We start from the raw sequence: 12383 nt of genomic DNA on the forward strand, positions 1-12383 counted from the left end.
CCCCCTCAGAACCAGGTCCGGACGAGGTCGACGACGACCGGGTCGGCCGCGTCGGCGTCGTCGACCACCGGCACGAGCACCCACTTGTCCATCGCCGTGCACGGGTGCGACAGGCCGAGGCGCAGCTCGTCGCCGATGCGCAGGTCGGCGGCGCCCTCCCCGCGCAGGAAGCCGTGCTGGTCGTTGAGGGCGGTGACCTGGACGCCGGTCACCGGGGCCGGCACCTCGCCCGCCGCCCGCGGGCGGCGCAGCTGCACCTCCGGCAGGCCCTCGTCGAACGGCAGGTCGCGCTTGCCGGCGTCGAACAGCGCCAGCCCCGGCTCGGGCTGCGAGCTCACGCGGACCCAGCCGTGCATCGCGCTGCGGAACCCCGGGCCGCCGGTGCGCGGCTCCTCGCCCAGGGGCGAGATGTGCCGGTAGAAGCCGTCGTCGTGCACCACGTAGGCGCCGCTGCGCAGGACGACGCGGGCACCCGTCGCGACCAGGGGCGACAGCACCTCGTCGACGACGTCGAAGTAGGCGCTGCCGCCCGCCGTCACGACCGGGGCGTCGACCTCGTACAGGCCGTCGGCCGCGAGACGCTCGTGCACCTCGACCATGTCGCGCAGGTAGCCGCGCACCACGTCCCGGCTGCCGGTGTCGGAGTCGTGGGCGAGCGCGCCCTCGTACCCGCCGACGCCCGCGAGGCGCAGGTGCGGGGACGCGGCCACGCGCTCCGCCGTCGCCAGCGCCGTCCCGAGGTCCCGGGCGCCCGTGCGTCCGCCGGCGCCGCCGCGCTCGACGAGCACGTCGATCGGCGGGCGCGAGCCCGACGCGTCCACGTGCGCCGCGAGCGCGTCGTGCATGAGGTCCACCGTGGCCGGCGCGTCCGCCCAGACCAGCACCCGCAGGTCGCGGTCGGCGGCGAGCTCGTCGGCGATCCAGCGGAGCGCGAGGGGCGAGATCACGCTGTTCGCCACCATCACGCGGCTCACGCCGAACTCGAGGGCGACGCCCAGCTGGAACGGGTTCGCGACCGTGATCGCCCACGCGCCGGCGTCGACCTGCTCCGCCCACAGCTGCGGCGCCATCGTCGTCTTGCCGTGCGGGGCGAGGTCGAGGCCGCGCGCGGCGCACCAGTCGGCCATCACGCGCAGGTTGGTGTCCAGCGCCGGGCGGGACAGCGTGAGCAGCGGGGTCGGCAGCTGCGACAGCCGCGGGCGGCGCTCGCGGACCTCGGCCACGGTCAGGCCCCACAGCTCGGGGGGAATCGCCTTGTGGCGCCAGCCGACGCGCTCGTCGTCCCGCGCGGCCACCCGCCCTCGATCGATCCGACAGGTGTCCTCGGCTCCGGTACCGTCCATCGTCAGGCCCTCCTCGTTCCCCCGTCGACGGTGCGACGATGCCGCACCGGCCGCCCAAATGCACGCCGGGTCCAGGGGAGGCCGGTCACACCCCGCGAAAGGACGAGCACATGGCTGAGCAGACCCCGAGGACCGCCGTCACGACCGACCAGGCACCCGCCCCGGCGCACACCTTCTCCCAAGGGGTGCGTGTGGGCAACCTGCTGCAGGTCTCCGGGCAGGGCCCGGTCGACCCGGCGACCAACGAGTACCTCTACCCCGGCGACGTCGCCGCGCAGACCACGCGCACGCTGCAGAACGTCGAGGCGATCGTGCAGGCCGGCGGCGGCACGATGGCGAACGTCGTCATGCTGCGCGTGTACCTCACGACGCGCGACGACTTCGCCGCCATGAACGACGCCTACGGCGCCTTCCTCGCCGAGCGTCTCGGCCCGGACGCCGTGCTGCCGTCGCGCACCACCGTGATGGTCGGCCTGCCCCGCGAGGAGATGCTCGTCGAGATCGACGCGCTCGCCTTCGTCGACTGACCCGCCGCCGGGCCCGCTCGGCCGGCTCAGGCCCGGCCCAGCAGGTCCGGCAGCCCGGTGAGGTCGTCGAGCACGTGCTCCGCGTGCGGCAGGGAGTCGTCGTCGGCCTGCCGCGCGAACTTGCCCGTGCGCACCAGCACCGTGCGGACCCCGGCGGCACGGCCCATCGCGACGTCCGACGAGCGGTCGTCGCCCACCACCCACGTGCGGTCCGGGCCCGGCGCCGGGCTGATCGTGCCGAGCGCCAGCCGCAGGAAGCCGGTGCTCGGCTTGCCCAGCGTCCTGGCCGCCACCTCGGCACCGTGCTCGATGGCGGCGACCACCGACCCGGTGTCGAGGGCGGGCCGCCCGCCGCGCAGGAACCAGCGTCCGTGCTGCAGCGCCAGCAGCTCCGCGCCGCCGAGGACCGCGCGGAACGCGGCGTCGAGGGCCGGGTAGTCGAGCACGTCGTGCACGTCGCCGACGAGCACGTGCGTCGGGCCGTCCTCCGGGCCGACGACGGCGAGGCGCGCGGTGAGCTGGTCGCGTACGGCGCCCGTGGCCAGCACGTGCACGCGGGCCTCGGGGCCGGCGAGCAGCGCGACCGCCGCGTCCACCGGGGTGAACAGCTCGGCGGGCTCGATCCGGAGGCCCATCCCCCGCAGCCTCGCGACGATCGACGCCGAGTCCTGCGAGTCCGTGTTGGTGACGAACCGGACCGCGTGCCCCGCCTCGCGCAGCGCGGCGACGGCGTCGTCCGCCCCCGCGACCAGGTCGTCGCCCTCGTACACCGTGCCCTGCAGGTCCAGGAGCACCGCGTGGCCGTTCACGGCCGCGCTCCCCCGGCCGGTGCCCGGTCCGGCGCCGGCACCCGCAGAACGCCTCCGCGCAGCAGGTCGCGCACGCGCGCGGCGAGGGCGCCCGGCGTCTCGTCCGTGGTCCGCAGGGTCTCGTCGCCCGGCCCGTCCCCCTCCGCCGCGAACGCCGCGTGCATGGCGCGCGTGGCGGCGGGGTCGTCGAAGCCGTGCCCGGTGCGTGCCGCCACCCGCGCGAGGCACACCTCGAGCGGCGGCAGCAGGACGGCGCGGTGCACCACGGCGCCCGCATCGCGGGCGAGCGCGGCGAGCTCCCGGGCGGCGGCGGGGTGCAGGACGCCGTCGTACACGACCCACGCGTCCGAACGGGCGTACTCCACGGTGGCGGCGAGCGCGGCGCGGCCGGCGGGACCGGTCTGCGGGGCGGCCTCCGGGAGCCAGGGTGCGATGCCGCCGCGCCGCCACCGGCCGAAGAACCAGTCGGCCTCGACCAGCACCGACGGGTCGAGCTGCGCGGCCAGGGCCGCGCCGACCGCGGATTTGCCCGACCCCGGCGGACCCGTCACCACGACGACGTCTCCCACGGCCGCCTCAGAAGATCCCGTGGGCGCGGCGGCGCTCGCGCCACCGCTGCACCTCGCGCTCGACGTCACGCGTGGGCGTCACCACGGGCGGGCCGCCGAGGAGCTGCCGGCGGGCGTCGACCACCCGGGCGTTGAACTCCTCGACGGTCGCCCGCACGCGTGCCTCCTCGGGCTCGCGGTCGAGCGTCTCGTCGAGCTCCGCGTCGTCCCGGCGCAGCTGCGCCGCCGGCAGGACGCCGGTGATCTGCTCGCGCTCCACGAGGTTCTTGAGCCACCAGTCCGGGTCGTGCGTGCCGCGCAGCCCCGGGATCGGCTTGCCCGCCAGCGGCAGGTCGTCGAACTCGCCGCGCCGGATCGCCTGGTCGACGACGGTGTCCACCCACAGGGCGCGGTCGTCCATCCGCTTGCGGGGCGCGGCGGCCGCGGCCGAGCCGTCCGTGCCGTAGTCCTTGCCGTGGTCGTCCCCGTCGGCGCTCACGGCGGCGATCTCGCGGTCCACCTGGTACTGCGCGGCTCGGCGGGCCGGGTCCTTCTGGTCGTCACGGCGGCGTCGGAACATCGTCATCCCTCCGGGGTCGGCTCGTCCCCAGCCTAGGCGCGGACGGGCCGACGCCGCGGCCAGGGTGACCCGGCATGATGGCCGTATGAAGGTCTCGCGCCGCAGCCACGTGCCACCGTTCGCCGTCATGCAGGTCCTGGCCACGGCGAACGAGCGCCGCGCGGCGGGGCACGACGTGCTCAACCTGTGCGCGGGCGAGCCGTCCACCGGGGCGTCCGACGTCGTGCGGGAGAAGGCGGCGGAGCTGCTGCGCACCGCGGACCTCGGCTACACGGAGTCGCTGGGCGTGCCCGCTCTGCGCCGGGAGATCGCCGGGCACTACCGGCGCTGGTACGACGTCGACGTCGACCCGGCGCGGATCGCCGTGACGACCGGGTCGAGCGGCGGGTTCCTGCTCGCCTTCCTCGCCGCGTTCGACGTCGGGGACCGGGTGGCGCTCGCCCGGCCCGGATACCCGGCGTACAAGAACATCCTCGCGGCGCTGGGGTGCGAGGTCGTGGAGCTCGACTGCGGACCGGACACCCGGTACCAGCCCACGGTCTCCCAGCTCATGGAGGCGTACTACGCGGGCGGTCTGGACGGCCTGGTGGTCGCCTCCCCCGCCAACCCGACCGGCACGATGCTGCCGCCCGCCGAGCTGGCCGCGCTCGCCCGGTGGTGCGAAGAGCACGACGTCCGCCTGATCAGCGACGAGATCTACCACGGCATCGCGTACTCGACTGATGTACAGCAGGCCACCGCGGCGATGTACGCGGACTCCGGGGCTGTCGTGGTGAACTCGTTCTCCAAGTACTGGGCCATGACCGGTTGGCGCCTGGGCTGGCTCGTGCTCCCCGACGAGCTGGTCGGCCCGGTCGACGCGCTCGCGGGCAACGTGGCCCTCTCGCCGCCCGCGCTGGCGCAGCACGCGGGCGTCGCGGCCTTCTCCCCCGCCGGCTACGCCGCGGCGGCCGAGAACGTCGCCCGGTACGCGACGTCGCGCGCCGCCCTGCTCGACCGGGTCGACGAGCTCGGCTGGCGCCCCGTCGCGCCCGCCGACGGCGCGTTCTACCTGTACGGGAACGTGGCCGGCTTCCGTGACGCCGTCGGAGGCGACTCCGTGACGTACTGCCGCCGGCTGCTCGCCGAGGCCGACGTCGCGATCACCCCTGGCGCGGACTTCGACACCGTGGGCGGCGGCGACTGGGTCCGCCTCTCCTTCGCCGCCGCGCCCGAGGTCGTCTCCCGCGCCGTCGACCGCATCGTCGCCTGGCACCGCACCCTGTGACGCCGAGGTAGTTCGAACCTCCCCGAGGTAGTCGGAATCGTCGCGAGGTAGTCCGCATCCTGCCGAGGTAGTTCAGTTCTCGCCGAGGTAGTTCGGCCTGGCCGTGGGTGCGAGACGCGTCGTGGTGCGGGAGGCTCGCACTACCTCGCGGTGCCTCGAACTACCTCGGCGAGAACTGAACTACCTCGGCAGGCCCCGGACTACCTCGCGGACGGAGGGCGGATGATCCGGCTGGTGACGGCGAACGTCCAGCATGCGCTGGTGGACGGGCGCCACGTGGACCTCGACCGCCTCGGGGCGGCGCTGGCCGACCTCGACGGGGACGTCGTCGCGCTGCAGGAGGTGGACCACGGCCAGGCGCGGTCCGACGGCGAGGCCCAGACCTACCGGCTCGCCACGGCGCTCGGGATGGCGGAGCACCGGTTCGTCCCCGCGATCCGCGGCGCGCTCGACCCGGCATGGCGGCGTCGTCGTGCGCCGCGCACGACGACGGGCGACGACGGCCGGCTGCCCGCCCCGCCCGGGTACGGCGTCGCGCTGCTCTTGCGCCACCCGGTGCGGGCGTGGCACCCGATGCGGCTGCCGGGGCTCAACCTGCCCGGCCTGCCGCCGCTCGGGGTGGACGAGCCGCGCGTCGCGGTCGCGGCGGCCGTCGCGACCCCCGACGGGCCGCTGACCGTCGTCACGACGCACCTGTCGAAGAGCGAGCCGTGGAAGCGGGAGCAGCTGCGCCGGCTGCGGTACCGGCTGCGGCACGCGCCACGCCCGCTCGTGCTGCTGGGCGACCTCAACACGCGCGGCGACCTGCCGGCCCGGCGCACGGGCTGGCGGGAGCTGGTGCACGTACCGACCTACCCGCGCGGGCGCCCGTGGCTCCGCATCGACCACGTGCTCGCCGACGGTCCGGTGGTCGCGACGGCCGCAGCGCGGGCGGTCGACCTCGGCGTCAGCGACCACCGCGCTGTCGTGGTCGACGTTGTGCTGGGCGACGGGGAGGGGGCGTGATGACGGACGAGCCCGCCGGCGGCGTGCCGGACCGGGGGCACGGTCGCCCGGAGACGCCGGAGCAGCGCTCGGACCGGAACTGGAACGAGCTGCTGCAGGAGCTGCGCGTCATGCAGACGGGCGTACAGATCCTCACCGGGTTCCTGCTGATCCTGCCGTTCCAGAGCCGTTTCGGAGATCTCGACGACTTCCAGCGCGCGGTGTACCTCGCGCTGGTGCTCGTGTGCGTGGCGACGACGGGCCTGCTCGTGGCGCCGGTCGCGCTGCACCGGGGGCTGTTCCGCCAGCACCTCAAGCGCTCGGTGGTCACCGGCGGGGACCGGATGGCGCGCGCCGGGCTCGTGCTCCTCGCGATCGCGCTGGCGGGCACGGCGGAGCTGGTGTTCGACGTCGTCATGGGTCGGACGGCGGGGATCGTCGTCGGGGCCGCGTCGGCCGTCGTGCTGCTCGGCCTGTGGGCCGTGGTGCCGGCCGTGGTGCGCCGGCGGTCGTGACCGCCGCGACCTCGCCGTCAGGCGGCGAGGTCGACGCGCTCCTGGCGCGGCAGCTCGGCCACGTCAGCCACGGGCTCGGCGTCGCCCGCGGGCTCGGCGACGAGGACGCCGGCGGTCGGGTCGGCGGACCCGTCGACGACGGCGACGGCGCGCGGGTCGCCGGTCGCCCGGACGGCGGCGAGCTGCGCGGTGGCGGCACGCTCGGCGCGGCGGGCGCGGGCGATGGTGCGCATCGCCGCGGCGCCGATGACGACGGCGGCGACGTTCGCCAGGGCGGACGGCCAGATGCCGTTCGCGATCGCGATGACGAGCATCACGGCCGCGCCGGCGAAGTTGGACAGCTGGAACGGGAGCGAGTCGGCGGTCCAGCGGCCCTTGCTCACCATGCCGTAGGCGAGGACGACGGCGATGGCGCCGATCCACCCGAAGGCAGTAATCACGGTCAGCAGGGAGATCGTCATGACGGCACCTCCGGGGGTGTCGGCGCGGCACAGGTGTGCCACACGAAGGAAGGAACTGAGGGATGTGGGCGCCGCCCCGAGAACCGGGAACCGGAGAGATCCGGCTGGCGTCGAAACGATTCTGCAGCACGATCTGCCTTCAGCACAATCAAATCCTTCTCCGACGGGCAGTTAGTATCACTACATGGCCACAGACCCACGGAGACTTGCCTTCCTCCTTGCCGTGCACCGTGCCGGAGGCGTCCTCGCGGCAGCAGATCTTCTGCATGTCACCCCGTCGGCGGTGTCCCAGCAGATCGCTCGGATCGAGTCCGAGGAGGGCATCGCCGTCCTCGACCGCGGCCCGCGCGGCGTCACCCTCACCCCGGCGGGCCGCGTGCTGGCCGAGGCGGGCGAGCGCATCGAGGCCGAGCTGCTCGAGGCGCGGCAGGCGATCGCGGCCCTCGGCGAAGGGGTGAGCGGCAAGGTCGTGCTCGGCGCCTTCCAGACGGGGATCCGCGCCGTGGTGGCGCCGATGCTGCTGGACCTCGCCGAGCAGTACCCGGGCGTCGAGGTGGACGTGCGCGAGCACGAGCCGGCCGAGGCGATCCGCATGCTGCGCGCCGGCGACCTCGACGTGATCCTCCTCGAGCGCGACTCCGACATGGACTCCCCCGCGCCCCGCGGCGTGCACGACGTGCCCCTGCTCGACGAGCCCTGGTGCGTCGTCGTCCCGGCCGGCCTGCCCATGCCCGAGCGCCTCGACGACCTGGCGAACCTGCAATGGGTGGGCGCGGAGGCCGACACGGCGTCCGACCGTGCCCTGCGGCGTCTGGCGCGCACGTTGGGCACCACCGTCAGCCAGCGGCACGCGTTCTTCGACTTCGACACCGCGCTCGCGCTCGTCGCGGCCAACCAGGGCGTGGCCATGCTGCCGGCGCTCGCGCTGCAGGGCGGCGACGTCCCGGAGGGGGTCGAGGTCGCGCGCCTCGCCGGCCTCGGCACGCGCCGGATCGTCGCCCGGCACCGCGCCACCCGGCACGAGCCGGGCCCGGCCGTGCGCGCCGTCGTCGACGCCATGGTCGAGGTGACCCGCGACCTCGAGCTCGGCTGACGCGACACCCGCGACAACCACGACCCCCGCGACGCCGCCGCAGGTCCCGCGCGCGGCCGGGCCCCGGCGCTCCTACGATCGCGACATGGGCGACACGACGGCGGGCTCGGGCTCCGCGGACGGTCCGGGGCGCGAGGCGGCGCCCCTGTCCGACCGCACGTTCGGCGTTGCGCGTCGGCTCTGGGGTCTCGTGTACCTGCGTGCGGCGATGTACCTGGCGGCGGGGATCGTGCTGTTCGCCAACCCCGACCGAGGCCTGGTGTGGGTCCGGTGGCTGGTGGGCGGCGTGATCGTCGCGCAGGGCGTGCTGCTCACGTTCGAGGGTGCGCCGACCAGGCGGTCGGGCCGCCCGCAGGGCGCGGGCGACGAGGTCAGCTGGCGCCTGATCGCCGGCGTCGTCAGCATCCTCGCCGGCGTGCTCATCGTCGTGTGGCCCTCGATGACCGGCCCGGTGATGTACCTGGTGGTGGCGGTCTGGGCGTGCGCGGCCGGTGCCGTCGGCGTCATCGGCGGGCTACGGGGCCGCGCGCTGCGGACGGCGTCGTGGGACTGGCAGCTCGTCAACGCGGTGCTGTGGATCGTGCTCGGCCTGGTCATGCTCCTGCGGCCCAGCTCGGACGTCGCGACCTCGGGCCAGCTGCTGGCCCTGTACCTCGTGCTCGCGGGCGCGGTGCTGGTGGTGGGCGCGTTCGCGACCGGCACCCGGGCCCGCGACGCCCGGAAGGCCCGGGGCGACGCCCCGGGCGGGTAGGATCGGCCGCGTCACACCGCAGCCCCGGCTGCCCACAACGCGGCCGCACCCCGATGCGGTTGCCACATAGCCGCTCGAACCGCGACGGGAGAGCTCGCGCCGTGCCCCACCAGGGGACGGCCGGCGCCGAAGGAGCAACCCTCCCCGGGAAACTCTCAGGCATCCGTACCGTCGTGGCGAGGCAACTCTGGAAAGCGGCCCGGTCCCGTCCCTGCGGCGGCCCGGGCCCACCGACGGTGCAAGTCGGCGCGCCCCGTCGACGTCGTAGGTCACGTCTGCGACGACGCCATGGCGGACCGGCAAAACTCTCAGGTCGACGCGCGCGCGTCCGATGACAGAGCGGGGAGGACACCGCCCGTCCCCCGCCTGCCCGGCCCGACCCACGGAGCTCCGACGTGACCACCCTCCCGGACGACTCGCCCCTCCTCACCGGCGTCGACCCCGACGTCTTCGCCGACCGGCACGTGGGCCCGCGGGGCCGCGAGGTCGCCGCGATGCTCGACCAGCTCGGCCACGCGAGCCTCGACGCGCTGGTGGACGCCGCGGTCCCCGCGACGATCCGCACCGACCGCCCGCTCGACCTGCCGGCCGCCCGCTCGGAGGCCGAGGTCCTGACGCACCTGCGCGACCTCGCGGGCAGGAACCAGGTCAAGCGGCAGATGATCGGCCTCGGCTACTACGGCACCGCCACTCCCCCGGTGATCCGCCGCAACGTGCTGGAGTCGCCCGCCTGGTACACGGCGTACACGCCGTACCAGCCGGAGATCTCGCAGGGCCGCCTCGAGGCGCTGCTCAACTTCCAGCAGGCCGTCGAGGACCTGACGGGGCTGGGGATCGCCGGTGCGTCGCTGCTCGACGAGGCGACCGCCGTCGCTGAGGCCGTGGCCCTGATGTGGCGCGCCTCGCGGGCGAAGAGCGGGTACGTGGTGCTCGACGCCGACCTGTTCCCGCAGAGCTTGTCGGTCACGCGCGGTCGCGCGGAGGCCATCGGCCTCCCGGCGGTCGTCGTCGGGCTCGACGGCGGCCTCGCGGCGGGCCTCGACGCGTTCGTGGCCGGGGGCGGCTCGCTGCCCGACGGCGACCTGGTGGGCGTGGTGGTGCAGCAGGCGGGCGCGTCGGGACGCGTGCTCGACGCGCGTGGCGTCGTGGCCGAGGCCAAGGAGCGCGGCGCGCTGGTCACGGTGGCCGCGGACCTCCTGGCGCTGACCCTGCTCACCTCCCCTGGCGAGCTCGGCGCGGACGTGTCGGTCGGTTCGGCGCAGCGCTTCGGCGTCCCGCTGTTCTACGGCGGCCCGCACGCCGCCTTCATGGCCGTGCGCAAGGGGCTGGAGCGCCAGCTCCCGGGCCGCCTGGTCGGCGTCTCGACCGACGCCGACGGCGCCACGGGCCTGCGCCTGGCGCTGGCCACCCGCGAGCAGCACATCCGCCGCGAGAAGGCGACGAGCAACATCTGCACCGCCCAGGCCCTGCTCGCCATCGTGGCCTCGATGTACGCCGTCTACCACGGCCCCGACGGCCTCCGGGCGATCGCGGAGCGCACCCACGCCCGCGCCGCGGCCGTCGCGGCGGGCCTGCGCGCCGCGGGTGTCACCGTCGAGCACGACGTCTTCTTCGACACCGTCCGCGCCGTCGTCCCGGGCGTCGCCCAGCAGGTCGTCACGGCCGCCGCGACGGCGGGCTACAACCTGTACAAGGCCGACGCGGACCATGTACAGATCGCCTGCGACGAGACCACCACGTCCGCAGACGTGACGACCGTCCTGTCGGCGTTCTCCACCGTGCTGAGCAACGGCCACGGTGAGACCGACGCGAAGGTGGCGGGCTCGGGAAGGGCGCGCACGGACGTCAATCCCGAAGTGGAGGGCGCCCTGGCGCCCGTGAACGCGTCCGTGCGCGGCATTCCCGAGCCCGTCGCCCTGCCCGAGGCCGTCACCCGCACCACGCCGTTCCTCCAGCACCCCATCTTCCACATGCACCGCAGCGAGACCTCGATGCTCCGCTACCTGCGCGCGCTGAGCGACAAGGACCTGGCGCTGGACCGCACGATGATCCCGCTGGGCTCGTGCACGATGAAGCTCAACGCCACGGCGGAGATGGAGGCCATCAGCTGGCCGGGCTTCGCGGACATCCACCCGTACGTGCCGGCTGACCAGGCCCTGGGCTATGCGGAGCTGGTGTCGACGCTCGAGGCGCAGCTCGCGGAGATCACGGGGTACGCGGCGGTGTCGGTGCAGCCGAACGCGGGCTCGCAGGGGGAGTTCGCGGGCCTGCTGGCGATCAAGGGGTACCACCGGTCGCGCGGCGAGGAGCACCGCGACATCGTGCTGATCCCGGCGTCGGCGCACGGCACGAACGCGGCGTCGGCGGCGCTGGCCGGGCTGCGCGTGGTGGTCGTGGCGACGGCGGACGACGGCGAGATCCAGCTGGACGACCTGCGCGCGAAGCTGGACCAGCACGGTCCGCAGGTGGCCGGGATCATGATCACGTACCCGTCGACCCACGGCGTCTACGAGGAGCATGTCCGCCAGGTCTGCGATCTTGTACACGAGGCAGGTGGTCAGGTGTACATCGACGGCGCGAACCTCAACGCGCTGGTCGGGCTGGCGCGGCCGGGGGAGTTCGGCGGCGACGTCTCGCACCTCAATCTGCACAAGACGTTCTGCATCCCGCACGGCGGCGGTGGCCCGGGCGTGGGCCCGGTCGCGGTGGCGGCGCACCTGGTGCCGTTCCTGCCGGCCGACCCGACGCCGGGCGTCGTCGCGCAGGACGGGATCGCGCCGGTGAGCGCGGCGCCGCACGGCTCGGCGGGCATCCTGCCGATCTCGTACGCCTACCTGGCGCTGATGGGTCCGGACGGGCTCACCGAGGCGTCGAAGGCCGCCGTCCTCACCGCGAACTACGTCGCGTCCCGGCTGGACCCGTACTTCCCGGTGCTCTACACGGGCGAGAACGGCCTGGTGGCGCACGAGTGCATCCTCGACCTGCGCGCGCTGACCGCGGAGACGGGCGTGACGGCCGAGGACGTGGCCAAGCGCCTCATCGACTACGGCTTCCACGCGCCGACGCTGTCGTTCCCCGTGGCCGGCACCCTGATGGTGGAGCCCACGGAGAGCGAGGACCTCGCCGAGCTGGACCGCTTCGTCGACGCGATGATCGCCATCCGCGCCGAGATCGACCGCGTCGGGGCGGGGGAGTGGAGCGCGGAGGAGTCGCCCCTGCGGCACGCACCCCACACCGCGGCGAGCCTCATGACGGACGGCTGGGAGCGCCCGTACTCCCGGGAGCTCGCCGCGTTCCCGCTGCCGAGCCTGCGCGCGGGGAAGTACTGGTCGCCGGTGCGGCGCATCGACGGCGCCAAGGGCGACCGCAACCTCGTGTGCGCCTGCCCGCCCATCGAGTCGTACGCCGTCTGATCGTCGGTCGAGCCTGTCGAGGCCACGGTGTCGACACGGCCACGGGTCTCGACAGGCTCGACCGACGACGTTCATCAACGAAGGGAGCCTCG

The 12383-nt window shown here is 74.7% G+C and carries 12 protein-coding genes and 1 riboswitch; of the genes, 7 read left to right on the forward strand and 5 right to left on the reverse strand.

Features of this window, described 5'->3' with window-relative positions; translation table 11 throughout:
• Positions 1 to 5 precede the first annotated feature (5 nt).
• Positions 6 to 1343, reverse strand: coding sequence for a type III PLP-dependent enzyme domain-containing protein (locus tag B5Y66_RS10500; protein WP_139820829.1), 1338 nt, complete (start codon positions 1341 to 1343; stop codon positions 6 to 8).
• 110 nt (positions 1344 to 1453) lie between these two features.
• On the opposite strand from B5Y66_RS10500, the gene B5Y66_RS10505 reads away from it, so the two are divergent.
• The gene (locus tag B5Y66_RS10505) at positions 1454 to 1870 is read left to right on the forward strand and encodes a RidA family protein (protein WP_079574182.1); all 417 of its coding nucleotides are present in this window, start codon (positions 1454 to 1456) and stop codon (positions 1868 to 1870) included.
• Positions 1871 to 1896: 26 nt separating this feature from the next.
• Here the strand turns inward: B5Y66_RS10505 and B5Y66_RS10510 are convergent, their stop codons facing one another.
• Genes B5Y66_RS10510 through B5Y66_RS10520 form a run of 3 tightly spaced genes read right to left on the reverse strand, consistent with a single transcriptional unit; the run spans position 1897 to position 3813 of the window.
• Positions 1897 to 2679: an HAD-IIA family hydrolase gene (locus tag B5Y66_RS10510; protein WP_079574184.1), complete on the reverse strand. Its 783-nt coding sequence runs from the start codon at positions 2677 to 2679 to the stop codon at positions 1897 to 1899.
• A complete protein-coding gene (locus B5Y66_RS10515; protein ID WP_176168838.1) occupies positions 2676 to 3248 on the reverse strand; it encodes an AAA family ATPase in 573 nt (190 codons plus the stop codon). The genes B5Y66_RS10510 and B5Y66_RS10515 overlap by 4 nt, the downstream gene beginning before the upstream one ends.
• Before the next feature lie 7 nt (positions 3249 to 3255).
• Positions 3256 to 3813, reverse strand: a complete 558-nt coding sequence (locus tag B5Y66_RS10520) for a DnaJ family domain-containing protein (RefSeq protein ID WP_245807044.1) — start codon at positions 3811 to 3813, stop codon at positions 3256 to 3258.
• A 79-nt stretch (positions 3814 to 3892) separates the two neighbouring features.
• Here B5Y66_RS10520 and B5Y66_RS10525 point away from each other — a divergent pair, with 79 nt between their 5' ends.
• From B5Y66_RS10525 to B5Y66_RS10535, 3 genes are all read left to right on the forward strand, one after another.
• A complete protein-coding gene (locus tag B5Y66_RS10525) occupies positions 3893 to 5074 on the forward strand; it encodes an aminotransferase class I/II-fold pyridoxal phosphate-dependent enzyme (RefSeq protein WP_079574188.1) in 1182 nt (393 codons plus the stop codon).
• Between the two features lie 234 nt (positions 5075 to 5308).
• Positions 5309 to 6079: an endonuclease/exonuclease/phosphatase family protein gene (locus B5Y66_RS10530; RefSeq protein WP_245807045.1), complete on the forward strand. Its 771-nt coding sequence runs from the start codon at positions 5309 to 5311 to the stop codon at positions 6077 to 6079.
• Complete coding sequence (locus B5Y66_RS10535) at positions 6079 to 6573, forward strand: DUF6328 family protein (RefSeq protein WP_079574190.1); 495 nt, start codon at positions 6079 to 6081, stop codon at positions 6571 to 6573. Before B5Y66_RS10530 ends, B5Y66_RS10535 begins: the two co-directional genes overlap by 1 nt.
• Positions 6574 to 6590: 17 nt before the next feature.
• Here the strand turns inward: B5Y66_RS10535 and B5Y66_RS10540 are convergent, their stop codons facing one another.
• Complete coding sequence (locus B5Y66_RS10540; RefSeq protein WP_176168839.1) at positions 6591 to 7034, reverse strand: CBU_0592 family membrane protein; 444 nt, start codon at positions 7032 to 7034, stop codon at positions 6591 to 6593.
• Between the two features lie 184 nt (positions 7035 to 7218).
• Between B5Y66_RS10540 and B5Y66_RS10545 the strand changes: the two genes are divergently transcribed.
• The 3 genes from B5Y66_RS10545 to gcvP all read left to right on the forward strand — a co-directional run bounded on the left by B5Y66_RS10545 (position 7219) and on the right by gcvP (position 12291).
• Positions 7219 to 8127 (forward strand): LysR family transcriptional regulator, encoded by a 909-nt coding sequence (locus tag B5Y66_RS10545; RefSeq protein WP_079574192.1) that lies wholly within the window; start codon positions 7219 to 7221, stop codon positions 8125 to 8127.
• Between the two features lie 85 nt (positions 8128 to 8212).
• On the forward strand, positions 8213 to 8878 hold the full coding sequence (locus B5Y66_RS10550; protein ID WP_079574194.1) for an HdeD family acid-resistance protein: 666 nt from the start codon (positions 8213 to 8215) through the stop codon (positions 8876 to 8878).
• Positions 8879 to 8953: 75 nt separating this feature from the next.
• A riboswitch (glycine riboswitch) is annotated at positions 8954 to 9059 on the forward strand.
• 214 nt (positions 9060 to 9273) lie between these two features.
• The gene (gene gcvP, locus B5Y66_RS10555) at positions 9274 to 12291 is read left to right on the forward strand and encodes an aminomethyl-transferring glycine dehydrogenase (protein ID WP_079574196.1); all 3018 of its coding nucleotides are present in this window, start codon (positions 9274 to 9276) and stop codon (positions 12289 to 12291) included.
• Positions 12292 to 12383: the final 92 nt, after the last annotated feature.

The organism is Krasilnikoviella flava, from assembly GCF_900167525.1.
Classification (GTDB): Bacteria; Actinomycetota; Actinomycetes; order Actinomycetales; family Cellulomonadaceae; genus Isoptericola; species Isoptericola flavus.

Coding starts and splice junctions, on each gene's coding strand:
- B5Y66_RS10500 (WP_139820829.1), bottom strand. CDS start 1,343: ATGGACGGTACCGGAGCCGAGGACACCTGTCGGATCGATCGAGGGCGG.
- B5Y66_RS10505 (WP_079574182.1), top strand. CDS start 1,454: ATGGCTGAGCAGACCCCGAGGACCGCCGTCACGACCGACCAGGCACCC.
- B5Y66_RS10520 (WP_245807044.1), bottom strand. CDS start 3,813: ATGACGATGTTCCGACGCCGCCGTGACGACCAGAAGGACCCGGCCCGC.
- B5Y66_RS10525 (WP_079574188.1), top strand. CDS start 3,893: ATGAAGGTCTCGCGCCGCAGCCACGTGCCACCGTTCGCCGTCATGCAG.
- B5Y66_RS10535 (WP_079574190.1), top strand. CDS start 6,079: ATGACGGACGAGCCCGCCGGCGGCGTGCCGGACCGGGGGCACGGTCGC.
- B5Y66_RS10540 (WP_176168839.1), bottom strand. CDS start 7,034: ATGACGATCTCCCTGCTGACCGTGATTACTGCCTTCGGGTGGATCGGC.
- B5Y66_RS10545 (WP_079574192.1), top strand. CDS start 7,219: ATGGCCACAGACCCACGGAGACTTGCCTTCCTCCTTGCCGTGCACCGT.
- B5Y66_RS10550 (WP_079574194.1), top strand. CDS start 8,213: ATGGGCGACACGACGGCGGGCTCGGGCTCCGCGGACGGTCCGGGGCGC.